The following is a 13,222-nucleotide window of genomic DNA, read 5'->3' as shown; positions in this document are numbered from 1 at the left end:
GGAGAACGACCAGCATGATGTTTTTGCCATCCAGAAAACCACAGACGGACCGCGCCGGCATGACGGGGACCGAGCCGCTGCGCGTGAATCGCGACGAGCACCTGGCGCGACTCGAGACGGATACGTTCGACGTGCTGATCGTCGGGGGCGGCGTGACGGGCGCGTATGCGGCGTTCGACGCGAGCCTGCGCGGGTTGCGCGTCGCGCTCGTCGAGAAAAGCGACTTCGCATCGGGCACGTCGTCGAAATCGTCGAAGATGGTGCACGGCGGGCTGCGCTACATCGAGCAGGGCAATCTCGGGCTCGTGCGCCATTCGCTGCTCGAGCGGCAGCGGCTGCGGCGCAACGCCCGCCATCTCGTGCAGCGGCTGCCGTTCCTGTTCCCGGTGATGGAGCGCGAAGGCGTGTTCGATGCGCGTCTCGCGAAAGCCTTCGAAAGCCTGCTGTGGACCTACGACATCGCCGGCGGCTGGCGCGAGGGCATCCTGCACCAGAAGCTGACGAAGGCCGAGGTCCTGTCGCATTGCCCGACCTTCAACGAGACGTACCTGACCGGCGGCTTCCTGTACTTCGACGCGCGCGTCGACGATGCGCGCCTGACGCTGAACCTCGTGCGCACGGCCGCGTTTCACGGTGCGGCCGTGGCGAACCATGCACGCGTGGTCGAGCTGACGCGCGATGGCCACGGCAAGGTCGATGGCGCGATCGTGCATGCCGACGGCCGCGAGCGGCGCATCCGTGCGCGCGTGGTCGTGATGGCGACGGGCGTCTGGCTGCGCGACTGGACCGGCGCGCGCAAGGGTGACACGGCCGCGTTGCAGGTGCGCCCCGCGAAGGGCGTACACGTTGCGATTCCGTGGCTGAAGATCCGCAACGACTGCACGGTGACGATCCCCGTGCCGGGCCGCAACCGCCGCGCGACGATCACGCGCTGGGGCAACGTGTCGTATCTCGGCACGACCGACGAAGACTACGACGGCGATCTCGACGACGTGCACTGCACGCGGCAGGAGCTCGATTTCCTGCTCGAAGGCGCGCGTTCCGCGTTGAAAGTCGACCTGAATGCGGACGACGTGGTCGGCAGCATCGCCGGCTGCCGGCCGCTTGTCGGGCCGCCCGGCGGCAAGACGATCGAGATGAAGCGCAATCACGAGATCCACGTCGCGCCCGACGGGCTCGTGACGATCGTCGGCGGCAAGCTGACGACGTCGCGGCACATGGCCGAGCAGACGATCGATACGGTCGGCAAGCTGCTCGGCCGCCGCACGCGCTGCCACACGAAATCGGCCTACCTGCTGGGCGCGGCCGGCTATGACCCGCAGGCGATCGTCGCATCGGGTGGGCTCGCCGCGCATCTCGGCGAACGCTACGGCACCGAAGCGCGCTTCGTCGGCGACCTCGCCGATGCGGCACCGTCGCTGCTTGCGCCGATCGTCGAAGGGCTGCCGTACAGCGAAGCGGAAGTGCTCTACGCGGTGCGCCACGAATTCGCGCGCAGTGTCGACGACGTGCTGTCGCGGCGCACCCGCGCGCGGCTGATGGCGCGCGACGCGTCGGCGCGCGCGGCACCGCGCGTCGGAGAAATACTCAAGGCGGAGCTCGGCCTGTCCGATGCGGCCGTCGCCAGCCAGGTGCGCGACTACGTCGCCGCCGTCGCCCTCGAAAAATCCATCCTCATGGGAGATATCGGATGATCAGCAAGGAAGCCATCAAGCGCGGCTACAACCGCGGCAACTACGTCGTCGGCGCGCACACGCCGCCGCCATACTCGCTGAACCTGCCGGCGGCAGGCAGCGCGCCGGTCGAGGCCGGCATGCAGCGCGCTCCGGTCACGGTGTCGCCGCAGCAGGTCGATGCGCTGTGCGCGGTGGCCGACGAGGTGCTGGCGCAGCCGGCCGACGTCATTGCGTGGACGCGCGACTGGTGGGCCGCGTCGATGGTCGCCGAGACGGGGGGCCGGCCGGCGACGCCGCACGCGGTCGTCGTGCGCGTGTCGACCGTCGAGCAGGTGCAGGCCGTGATGCGCATCGCGCACGCGGCGACGATTCCGGTGACGGCGTCGGCCGGCCGCAGCAACGTGACGGGCGCGGCGCTGCCCGTGCGCGGCGGCATCGTGCTCGATGTGTGCGGGCTGAACCGGCTGATCGGCGTCGACACCGAGAGCCAGATCGTCGATGTCGAGGCGGGGATGTTCGGCGACGTGTTCGAGGAAACGCTGCAGCGCGAACACGGACTGACGATGGGGCACTGGCCGTCGTCGTTCGGGATCAGCACGGTGGGCGGCTGGATCGCGTGCCGCGGCGCGGGGCAACTGTCGACGCGCTACGGCAAGATCGAGGACATGGTGTTCGGGATGGACGTGGTACTCGCGGACGGCAGCCTCGTTACGCTCGGCGGCGGTTCACGCGCGGCGGTCGGCCCGGATCTGCAGCAACTGTTCATCGGCAGCGAGGGCACGCTCGGCATCATCGTGCGCGCACGTTTGAAATTGCACCGCCTGCCGGACTACGGCCGCGCGATCGCGTACGGCTTCGACACGTTCGCGGCCGGCCTCGACGCGTGCCGCGAGATCCTGCAGCGCGGCGCGAACCCGGCCGCGCTGCGGCTCTACGACGAACTGGAAAGCGGCGTGCAGTTCGGCCTGCCCGATACGAACGTACTGTTGATCGCCGACGAAGGCACGCGGGAGATCGTCGACGCGGTGATGGCGATCAGCGCGCGCACGTGCGAGGAAAGCGGACGCAGGCTCGACGGCGACGCGATCTTCGAAAAGTGGCTCGACACGCGCTACCTGACCGGCAAGAGTGCGGAAGGCTTCAAGCGCAGCCCGGGCTTCGTCGCCGACACGCTGGAGATGTGCGGCCGCTGGCGCGACCTCGCGGCGATCTATCGCGACGTGGTGGCCGCGCTGCAGGCCGTGCCCGGTACGCTGGCCGGATCCGCGCACCAGTCGCATGCCTACGCGGACGGCGCGTGCCTGTATTTCTCGTTGCGCGGCGATGTCGCGGTGGCCGAGCGTGCCGCGTGGTACCGGGCGGCGTGGGACGCGGCGAACGCCGTGCTGATCCAATACAATGCGACGTTGAGTCATCACCACGGCGTCGGGCTGCTGCGTTCGCCGTACATGCGCGATTCACTGGGCACGGCGTTCCCGGTGCTGCAGACGGTGAAGCGCGCGCTCGATCCGAAACATATTCTCAACCCCGGCAAGCTCGGCCTCGGCGACGAGACCGGCCCGCGAGTCGACCGGTAAACGTCATGGACAAGTCGCTGGGCGCGCGTCTCGCCCGTCATCCCGTCATCGCCACGCTGTATGGCGTCGAGCAGGCGGACAGCTTCATCGATAGCGCGGCCGAGGTCGGCATCGTCGCGAACGTCGATCTGCGCCGGCTGCAGGCGGTGGTCGTGGCGCTCGCCCGCGCCGGCAAGTTCGTGATCGTCAACATCGACAGTTGCGACGGGCTGTCGCAAGACAAGGGCGGCGTCGAATATCTGGCCGATATCGGCGTCGCGAGCCTCGTCTCCACGCGCGTCGCGACGATCCAGCGCGCGAACCGCGCTGGGCTGATCACGATGCAGAAGGTATTCGTGACCGACCGCTCGACCTGGCCGCGCAGCGTGAAGGCGATCGAGCAGAGCGATCCGAACCTCGTGCAGCTGATGCCGGCGCCGATGCTCGCGCACCTGAGCGAAGCCGACCGGCAGGCGTTGCCGCCGATCGTCGCGTCGGGCTTCGTCGGCAACGCGGACGACGTGCGCAGCGCAAGGCGGCACGGTGCAGTCGCGGTGTCGACGAGCGACAGCGCATGGTGGAATTTTGACCCGTCGTCGTGACGGCCCCCAGTCGAACACGGAGCGCAACATGAACGAACCTTACCTGCAGGTCATCGCGCATTTCTACGCCAAACCCGGCAACGGCGATCGCGTGATCGAATTGCTTGCGGAGCTCGCGCCGCTGACGCGTGCCGAGCCGAAGAATCTCGACTACGCGTATTTCCGGTCGCCGGAGAACCCCGACCACGTCGTGATCCTCGAACGCTACCGCGACGCGGACGGCCTCGACGTGCATCGGGAAACGCCGCATTTCCAGCGGATCGGGTTCGGCGCGATCATTCCGTTGCTCGATCGCCGTGAAGTGTCGAGCTACATGGTGAAGCCGGACACCGGCACGGCGACGCCACCGGGAGGCACTCGATGAACCCGTTTCAATTCCGTACGGTTCCGACGCAGGTCGTCGAATTCGGCGCCGCGCGCCGGCTCGGCGAGTTGTTGCGCGAACGCTTTCCGGCGCTCGTGCGGCTGTGTGTGGTCACCGATGCCTTCCTGCATCGCAGCGGCGTGCTCGCGCCCGCGCTGGAGAGCCTCGCCGCGCACGGCTGGCAAGTCACCGTGATCGACGACGTGATCGCCGATCCGCCCGAGCACGTGGTGCTGGACGCGACCGAACGGGCCGTCGCGGCCGATGCGGAGATCGTGCTCGGCCTGGGCGGCGGATCGTCGATGGACGTCGCGAAGCTGATCGCGGTGCTCGCGCCGGGGCGGCAGGCGCTGGCCGACATGTACGGCGTCGACAAGGTGACGAGCGCGCGGTTGCCACTCGTGCAGATGCCGACGACGGCCGGCACCGGCTCCGAAGTGACGGCCGTGTCGATCGTCACGGTCGGCGAGGCGCGCAAGATGGGCGTCGTGTCGCCGCACCTGTTCGCGGATGTCGCGATCCTCGATGCCGAACTGACGCTCGGCCTGCCGCGTGCGGCCACGGCCGCGACAGGTATCGACGCGATGGTGCATGCGATCGAGGCCTACACGTCCGCGCGGCTGAAGAACCCGGTGTCCGACATGCTGGCGACCCACGCGCTGACGCTGCTGTCGCGCAACCTGCTCGCGGCATGCGACGACGGCCACAACCGCCACGCGCGCGAGGCGATGCTGGTCGGCGCGATGTTCGCGGGGCAGGCGTTCGCGAATGCACCGGTCGCGGCCGTGCACGCGCTGGCCTATCCGGTCGGCGGGATCTTCCATGTGCCGCACGGGCTGTCGAATGCGCTCGTGCTGCCGCACGTGCTGCGGTTCAACGCGCCGGCCGCCGCGCCGCTGTATGCGGAACTCGCGGCGATCGTCGCGCCGTCGGCGACGGGCAGCGATGAAGCGCGTACGCACGCGCTGATCGCCGAGATCGACCGGCTGATCGTCGCGACGGGCATCCCGCGCACGCTGCGCGAAGTCGGCATCGGGGAAGATGACCTGCCGAGGATGGCGTCGGATGCGATGCTGCAGACGCGCCTGCTCGTGAACAATCCACGCGAGGTGACGGAGGCCGACGCGCTGGAGATCTACCGGCAGGCGTGGTGATGCGGCGGGCGGGCGCGTTGCGCCGCCCGCCATGCATTCACGATGCGCGCGCGGCCTGTCGCGCGGGCCACGCCGCGAGGCAGGCGCACGCGAGCGCCACGGCCACGAGCCCGCATCCGGCCCACGGCGTGACGCGCAGCGCGTCGTGTTCGACGAGCACGCCGCCGAGCGCCGAACCGACTGCAACACCCGCATGCATGGCCGACACGTTGATGCCGACGCTCGCATCGGCCAGCGACGGCGCAGTGTGGATCAGGTAGTTCTGCACGATCGGCGAGATCGACCAGCTGATGCCGCCCCACAGCATCATCGCGGGCACGAAGGCGAGCGGCGATACACCAGCCGCGGGCAGCACGGCCATCGCGACGAGAAACACGGCCGGGCACGCCCACAGCGCACGCGATGCGCCGAGCCGGTCCGAGAAGAGTCCGCCAAGCCATGCGCCGGTCACGCCGGCGATTCCAAATGCGACGTACAACCCTTCGAGCGCGGCTGCGCTCGGCGACAGCACGGCCTGCAGATACGGCGTGAGATACGCGAACAGCGTGAAGTGACCGCCGATCATCGCGATGGAGACGAGTTGCGCAGCCACCAGCCGAGGGCGGGCGAGCACCGCGCGATATGACGGTGTGCCCGCGGCATCGGCAGCAGCGGTGGCGGTGACGGCAGCCGGCGCCATGCGAGGCAATCGCCGGCCAAGCCAGATCGCGAGCGGCAGCGCAGGCAAGGCGATCGACACGAACACCGCGCGCCAGCCGGCCCAGTCGGCGATCCGCATCCCGATCGGCACGCCGAGCACGAGCGACGCGCTGATCCCCATGAACACGATGCCGATCGCGCGGCCGCGTTGCGACGCCGGCGCAAGTTCGGCCGCGAACCGCGTCGCGACGAGGATCAGCGTCGCACAGCTCGCAGCCATCAGCACGCGCGCGGCGAACAGGCTCGCATAGCCGGGACTGGCCGCGGCGCACAGGTTCGCGGCGGCGAACACGCCGAGCGACGCGAGCAGTGCGGTGCGCCGCTCGACACGCGCGACGCAGGCTGCCGCGACGAGCGCGGCCAGCGCGAACACGGCGGAGAAGATCGTGGTGAGCTGGCCGGCGGCGGCGATCGAAACGTGCAGCCCGGCTGAGATGGCTGGCAGGATGCCGACGCAGATGTTTTCGGCGACGCCGGCCAGGAACACGGCGGCGGCCAGCAGGTAGATGCGAACGTCCAACGGAACCCCTCCTGTACGCGCGACGCGACAGCGCCGGGCAGGGGGCGGGGCCGCATCGGAACGAATCGACGGATGGGTTTCGAGGCGAGGCTTCGGTTATCCCGGAAAGCAGGACGGTACCGCACGGTCAGGCGGTGCGCAAGTGCGGATTCTTGCGCGCGCGCCGGTGCCGTGCGGTGGCCTCGAAGAAGGGCGGTGAGTGCCCACCGGGCCCGGTTACGCGCGTGACGCGTCGGTGCCGGTTGCCACGACGTAAGCGGAAGCCTGCTTCGTGCCGTCCGGCAGCGTTTGCAGATAGACGCCCTGGATTTCCGGCTCGAAACCCGGCAGTGCGTTGATCCCGGCTTCGAGCGCGCGGAAGTAGTCGAGCGCCGGGCCGCCCCATGCTTCGCCGGGCACCACGCAGAAGATGCCGGGCGGATAGGGCAGCGCGCCTTCCGTCGCGATCCGGCCTTCGATGCGATCGAGCGTGACGAGCTCGACGTTGTTGCGAATCAGCTCGGCGTTGGCGGCCTGCGGCAGCATCGCCTGTTTCGGGAACTGCGCGCGCCGGAACATCAGCTTCTGCAGATGCTTCATGTCGTGGCTGCGGTAGAAGTCGTGCATCCGCTGGCACAGCTGCCGCAGGCGCATGTTGCCGTACAGCTCCGGATACGCTTCGCACAGTGACGGAATGGCTTCGCGCAGCGGTGTGTCCTGGTCGAGATGGCGCTCGAACTGCGCGAGGTGCGCGATCAGATGCTGCAGCTTGCCGAAGCTCTCCGACGGCGTGAGCAGGAACAGGATCGTGTACAGGTCGGCCTTCTCGGGCACGACGCCGTGCTCGCGCAGGTAGCGCGCCAGGATCGGCGCCGGCGCGCCGAACGCCGCGTATTCGTGCGTGTCGCGATCGATGCCGGGCGTCGTCAGCAGCAGCTTGCACGGGTCGACGAAATACTGGTCGTCCGCATAGCCTTCGAAGCCGTGCCACGTGTCGGCCGGGTGGAAGCGGAAGAAGCGCAGGTCGTCGACGATCTGCTCGGTCGGGTAGTCGGCCCACGGGCGGCCGTCGATGTTCTGGGGAACGAACGGTCGGATCTGGCGGCAGGTCTTCAGCAGCAGCTTGCGCGCATCGACGCCGTGCGCCACGCAGTCGCGCCACAGGCGCTTGCCGGCCGGGCCGGCGTGCATCTGCGCGTTGACGTCGAGTGCCGCGAACATCGGGTAGAACGGGCTCGTCGACGCATGGATCATGTACGCGTTGTTGAAGCGCCGGTGATCGCAGAAGCGCTTCTGGCCTTCGATGTGGCTGTCCTTCTTGTGGATCTGCGACGTCTGCGAGAAACCGGCCTGCTGCTTGTGCACCGACTGCGTGACGAAGATGCCGGGATCGTCGGGGCCGAGCGTCAGCATCAGCGGCGAGCAGTCCTGCATCATCGGGATGAACTGCTCGTAGCCGACCCACGCCGAGTCGAACAGGATGTAGTCGCACAGATGCCCGATCCGGTCGACGATCTCGCGTGCGTTGTAGATCGTGCCGTCGTAGGTGCCGAGCTGGATCACCGCGAGCCGGAACGGCCGCGGCCGGTCGGCGCGTTCCGGTGCGACGTCGCGGATCGCGTCGCGAATGCGCGCTTCGTCGAGCGCCGCGCTGTCGACGCCGCCGATCAGGCCCCACGCGTTGCGTGCGGTTTCGAGGTAGACCGGCCGCGCGCCCGACAGCACGAGCGCGCCGAGGTGTACCGACTTGTGGTTGTTGCGGTCGAACAGCACGAGATCGTCGGGGGCGAGCAGCGCGCTCGTGACGACCTTGTTCGACGTAGACGTGCCGTTCAGCACGAAGTAGGTCTTGTCCGCGTTGTAGATCCGCGCGGCATTGCGCTGCGCTTCCAGCGCCGGGCCTTCGTGGATCAGCAGGTCGCCGAGCCGGACGTCGGCATTGCAGAGGTCGGCGCGAAAGATCGTCTCGCCGAAGAAGTCGAAGAACATCCGGCCGAGCGGATGGTTCGAGAAGAACTGGCCGCCCTGGTGGCCGGGGCAATCGAATTCGACATAACCGCGCTGCACGTATTCGCGCATCACCTTGAAGAACGGCGGCAGCAGGTTCTCGCTGTAGATGTCGGCGGCGGCGGAGATCTGCCGGCCGTAGTAATGGCGTCCGCCGTGGCGGAGCTGGATCACGCCGCTGGCGCTCGGCAGGATCGACGGCGGCACTTCCTGGTCGGGCTCGACCGCGACGAAGAACGGAATCGCGAATCCGGTTCTTTCGACGGTTTTAAGCACCTGTTGCGCCGAATCGATTCCGACGACGATTGCCGCGATATTCGTGAAATCGGTCTGAAATACATCGACCTGTTCGTGCGTGGTGAGGAAGGCACCAATCAGCGCCGGCTCGACTGCGATTTTCAACAGGCTCACGCGAACTCTCCCGTAAATGTGCGGAAAACGGGAGCCGCATTCGCACCGGTGCGTAATCCGCGTAATCCGACACGCGCTGCGCCGATTGAAACGCTCCCGCGAATGCTGAATGCCGAATGGCGCGCCGCACGATGCAGCCTTGCGCGGCGCGGTGCAGCCGCCACCGGTCAAGGCACGGCGCAGCCGATCGTAGCAACAAAACGGGGCGAATTCAATCGACCGGAATCGACAATGCCGGCTCGGGATGAGAACGATCAAATAATCGGGAATCGGCGTGCTGCAATGCACATCAAAATGAACCGATCGTGAAATGCGATTTGAAAACGGCCGACCGTTTCGCCGAATCGTCTGCTTTTCATCAAATGGCATCTATGGCATAGTCGGCTCCGAATTGGATGGCGAATCAAACCGGATTTGCGAGCGTCTCACGCCGCCGCCCGTGGCCTGCTGTCCGCGTGCTCGTGAGACGCATCACCCCAACGAAGCATCGGAACAACGAGGGCAAAAACATGAATACCTCCGTCGGTGGCATTCGTCGTCTCGGCATGCGCGCGCTTCTGGTCGACGACGAGATCACGCAGGAAACCGCGACCGGGCGTGCGGTCCGTACGCTGAGCGCGGAACTCGTGCAGCGCGACATCGACGTGCTCACGGCAACCTCGGCCGACGATGCAATCATGCTGATCCGCTCCGATCCGTCGATCCAGTGCGTGCTGCTCGACTGGGATCTCGGCGTGGACGGCCACGGGCCGTCCGAGGCCGTGGTCGACGCGATCCGGCATCGCAACGCCAACGTGCCGATCTTCCTGCTGGCCGACCGCAGCGTCGCATCGACGGTGCCGTCCGCGGTGATGGGCAAGGTCGACGATTTCGTGTGGCTGCTCGAAGATACGGCCGACTTCATCGGCGGGCGCATCCATGCGGCGATCGAACGCTATCGCGCCACCGTGCTGCCGCCGATGTTCGGCGCGCTCGCGAAATTCTCGCGTGTCTACGAATACTCATGGCATACGCCCGGCCACACGGGCGGCACGGGCTTCCTGAAATCGCCGGTCGGCCGCGCGTTCTTCGAATACTTCGGCGAAGCGCTGTTCCGTTCCGACCTGTCGATCTCGGTCGGCGAACTCGGCTCGCTGCTCGACCACTCGGGCCCGATCGGCGAAAGCGAGCGCTACGCGGCGCGCGTGTTCGGCGCGCATCGCACGTATCACGTGACGAACGGCTCGTCGACGTCGAATCGCATCATCCTGATGGCGAGCGTGAGCCGCGACCAGATCGCGCTGTGCGACCGCAACTGCCACAAGTCGGCCGAACATGCGATGACGATGTCGGGCGCGATCCCGACCTACCTCGTGCCGACGCGCAACCGCTACGGGATCATCGGGCCGATCGCGTCGGAGCGCCTCACGCAGGCGGCGATTCGCGAAGCGATCACGTCGAACCCGCTCACGGCCGGGCTCGCCGACCGCCAGCCGAAGCATGCGATCGTCACCAATTCGACGTACGACGGCCTGTGCTACAACGTCGCGCGCGTCGAGGAGCTGCTCGGCGCGAGCGTCGACCGGCTGCATTTCGACGAAGCGTGGTACGGCTACGCGCGCTTCAACCCGATCTACCGCGATCGCCATGCGATGCACGGCGACCCGCGCGACCATCATGCGGACCGCCCGACGGTGTTCGCGACGCAGTCGACGCACAAGCTGCTGACCGCGCTGTCGCAGGCGTCGTACATCCACGTGCGCGACGGCCGCAACCCGATTCCGCATGGCCAGTTCAACGAAACATTCATGATGCACGCGTCGACGTCGCCGAACTACGCGATCATCGCGTCGAACGACGTCGCGGCCGCGATGATGGACGGCCCCGGCGGCGCGGCACTCACGCACGAGTCGATCGAGGAGGCCGTCGCGTTCCGGCAGATGATCGCGCGGATGAACAGCGAGTTCGGCGCGAAAGGCGACTGGTTCTTCGAATGCTGGCAGCCCGACACCGTGCTCGAGACGCGCACCGGCCGCACGCTGCCGTTCCACGATGCGCCGCCCGAGCTGCTCGCGAGCGACCCGTCGTGCTGGGTGCTGCGCCCCGGCGCGCAATGGCACGGCTTCGGCAATATCGAAGACGGCTACTGCATGCTCGATCCGATCAAGGTGTCGATCGTCACGCCGGGCGTCGCGCCGGCCGGCGGGCTGATGCCGGTCGGCATTCCGGCGAGCGTCGTGACCGCGTATCTCGATGCGCGCGGGATCGTCGTCGAGAAAACCACCGACTTCACGATCCTGTTCCTGTTCTCGATCGGCATCACGAAGGGCAAGTGGGGCTCGCTCGTCAGCGCGCTGTGCGACTTCAAGCGCGACTACGATGCGAACCTGCCGCTCGACATGGCGATTCCGTCACTGGTGAAGGAGCACGGATCGCGCTACGCGGGCATGGGGCTGAAGGACCTGGCCGACACGATGTTCGCGGCGATGGAGCAGCTCGGCACGACGCGGCTGATGTCGGAAGCCTTCTCGATCCTGCCGAAGCCGGAGATGAGCCCGGTGCGAGCGTACGAGCATCTGGTGCAGGGCCGCGTCGAGCAGGTCACGCTCGAGGAGCTGGCCGGGCGCACGGTCGCCACCGGCGTCGTGCCGTATCCGCCGGGCATTCCGCTGCTGATGCCGGGCGAGAACGCGGGGCCTGCGGGCGGCCCGGTGCTCGGCTACCTGAAGGCGCTCGAAGCGTACGACCGGCGCTTCCCGGGCTTCGCGCACGACACGCACGGCGTGGAAGTCGAGGACGGCACGTACCGCGTGTATTGCCTGACGGCCTGAACGAGCGACCGGCCGCGCGACGGCCTCACATCGAAGGATCGACATCATGGAAAACACAGCGCGCATGTCCGACGCGGCCCCCGCGGCCGCGCCGAAGAACCGGATGAACGTCTGGCAGCTCACCATCCTCACGGCGGTCAACATGATGGGCTCCGGCATCATCCTGCTGCCGTCGAAGCTCGCGCAGGTCGGCACGATCTCGCTGCTGTCGTGGATCGTCACGGCCGGCGGCTCGCTTGCCCTGGCCTATGCGTTCGCGCGCTGCGGGATGTTGAGCCGCAAGCCGGGCGGGATGGGCGGCTACGCGGAATATGCGTTCGGCAAGGCCGGCAACTACATGGCGAACTACACGTACGGGCTGTCGCTCGTGATCGCCAACGTCGCGATCGGCGTCACGGCCGTTGGCTACGGCACCGTGCTGTTCGACGCGACACTGTCGCCGCTGCAGACCGGCCTGTGGACGATCTTCCTGCTCGTGCTCACGACGGTCGCGAACTTCGGCGGCTCGCGCATCACCGGCCGGATCGGCGCGGTGACGGTGTGGGGCGTGATCATTCCGGTCGTCGTCGTGTCGCTGATCGGCTGGTTCTGGTTCAGCGGCGCGACCTGGGGCGCCGCATGGAACCCGAACAACATCCCGTTCGGGCCGGCCGTCGGCAGTTCGATCGCGGTGACGCTGTGAGCGTTCCTCGGGCTCGAATCGGCGTGCGCGAACTCGGACGCCGTCGAGAATCCGGAGCGCAACGTGCCGATCGCCGTGCTCGGCGGCACGATCGCGTCGGCGATCTTCTACATCGTGTCGACCAACGTGATTGCGGGGATCGTGCCCAACGCGATCCTCGCGAAGTCGAACGCGCCGTTCGGCATCGCGTTCGCGACGATGTTCACGCCGACGGTCGGCACGATCGTCACCGCGCTGATGGTTATCGCATGTATCGGCTCGCTGCTCGGCTGGCAGTTCACGGTCGCGCAGGTGTTCAAGAGCTCGGCGGACGTCGGTTACTTCCTGCCGGTGTTCGCGCGGGCGACGCGCACCGGCACGCCGATCGTCGGGATGGTGATCCTGCTCGTGGCGCAGGTTGCGCTGGCGCTGATGACGATCAGCCCGGAGCTGAGCAGCCAGTTCCAGAAGATCGTCGATCTCGCGGTCGTCACGAACCTCGTGCCTTACGTGATGTCGATGGCCGCGCTGATCACGATCCAGAAGGTTGCGAAGGTGCCGCCGGCGAAGGCGTTGCTGACCAACGCGATCGCGATGGTGGCCACCGCGTACAGCTTCTATGCGCTGTTCAGCTCGGGCGAGCAGGCGCTGATGCTCGGCGGCCTGTGCGTGTTCCTCGGCTGGACGCTGTTCGGCTTCGTCAGCGCGCGCTTCTACCAGATGGAAGTCGACGCCCACGTGAAGGAGCCGGGGAAGTCGCTGCAGGCGTGACGGGGGCGGCGC

Annotated in this window: 8 protein-coding genes and 1 pseudogene; 7 read left to right on the top strand and 2 right to left on the bottom strand. The window is 67.6% G+C overall.

Annotated elements, in window-relative coordinates; all coding sequences use genetic code 11:
- Positions 1–14 precede the first annotated feature (14 nt).
- The 5 genes from BCEP18194_RS33150 to BCEP18194_RS33130 are packed head-to-tail and all read left to right on the top strand — an operon-like array spanning position 15 to position 5,352.
- On the top strand, positions 15–1,694 hold the full coding sequence (locus BCEP18194_RS33150; RefSeq protein ID WP_011355676.1) for a glycerol-3-phosphate dehydrogenase/oxidase: 1,680 nt from the start codon (positions 15–17) through the stop codon (positions 1,692–1,694).
- Positions 1,691–3,253 (top strand): FAD-binding oxidoreductase, encoded by a 1,563-nt coding sequence (locus BCEP18194_RS33145; protein ID WP_011355675.1) that lies wholly within the window; start codon positions 1,691–1,693, stop codon positions 3,251–3,253. The genes BCEP18194_RS33150 and BCEP18194_RS33145 overlap by 4 nt, the downstream gene beginning before the upstream one ends.
- Before the next feature lie 5 nt (positions 3,254–3,258).
- A complete protein-coding gene (locus BCEP18194_RS33140; RefSeq protein ID WP_011355674.1) occupies positions 3,259–3,834 on the top strand; it encodes a glycerol-3-phosphate responsive antiterminator in 576 nt (191 codons plus the stop codon).
- Positions 3,835–3,862: 28 nt separating this feature from the next.
- Complete coding sequence (locus BCEP18194_RS33135) at positions 3,863–4,198, top strand: putative quinol monooxygenase (protein WP_011355673.1); 336 nt, start codon at positions 3,863–3,865, stop codon at positions 4,196–4,198.
- Complete coding sequence (locus BCEP18194_RS33130) at positions 4,195–5,352, top strand: iron-containing alcohol dehydrogenase (protein ID WP_011355672.1); 1,158 nt, start codon at positions 4,195–4,197, stop codon at positions 5,350–5,352. The genes BCEP18194_RS33135 and BCEP18194_RS33130 overlap by 4 nt, the downstream gene beginning before the upstream one ends.
- 37 nt (positions 5,353–5,389) lie before the next feature.
- Here BCEP18194_RS33130 and BCEP18194_RS33125 read toward each other — a convergent pair whose 3' ends face one another.
- Both BCEP18194_RS33125 and BCEP18194_RS33120 read right to left on the bottom strand, forming a co-directional pair.
- A complete protein-coding gene (locus tag BCEP18194_RS33125) occupies positions 5,390–6,571 on the bottom strand; it encodes an MFS transporter (protein ID WP_011355671.1) in 1,182 nt (393 codons plus the stop codon).
- Positions 6,572–6,787: 216 nt separating this feature from the next.
- Complete coding sequence (locus BCEP18194_RS33120; RefSeq protein ID WP_011355670.1) at positions 6,788–8,968, bottom strand: ornithine decarboxylase; 2,181 nt, start codon at positions 8,966–8,968, stop codon at positions 6,788–6,790.
- A gap of 509 nt (positions 8,969–9,477) precedes the next feature.
- Here BCEP18194_RS33120 and BCEP18194_RS33115 point away from each other — a divergent pair.
- Together BCEP18194_RS33115 and potE are read left to right on the top strand one after the other, a co-directional pair.
- Positions 9,478–11,778, top strand: a complete 2,301-nt coding sequence (locus tag BCEP18194_RS33115; protein ID WP_011355669.1) for an Orn/Lys/Arg decarboxylase N-terminal domain-containing protein — start codon at positions 9,478–9,480, stop codon at positions 11,776–11,778.
- Positions 11,779–11,824: 46 nt separating this feature from the next.
- Positions 11,825–13,210, top strand: a pseudogene (potE, locus tag BCEP18194_RS33110) (putrescine-ornithine antiporter).
- The last annotated feature ends 12 nt before the right edge of the window (positions 13,211–13,222 follow it).

It is taken from the genome of Burkholderia lata (assembly GCF_000012945.1).
Lineage (GTDB): Bacteria > Pseudomonadota > Gammaproteobacteria > Burkholderiales > Burkholderiaceae > Burkholderia > Burkholderia lata.
This window is presented reverse-complemented; position numbering and strand designations above follow the sequence as displayed.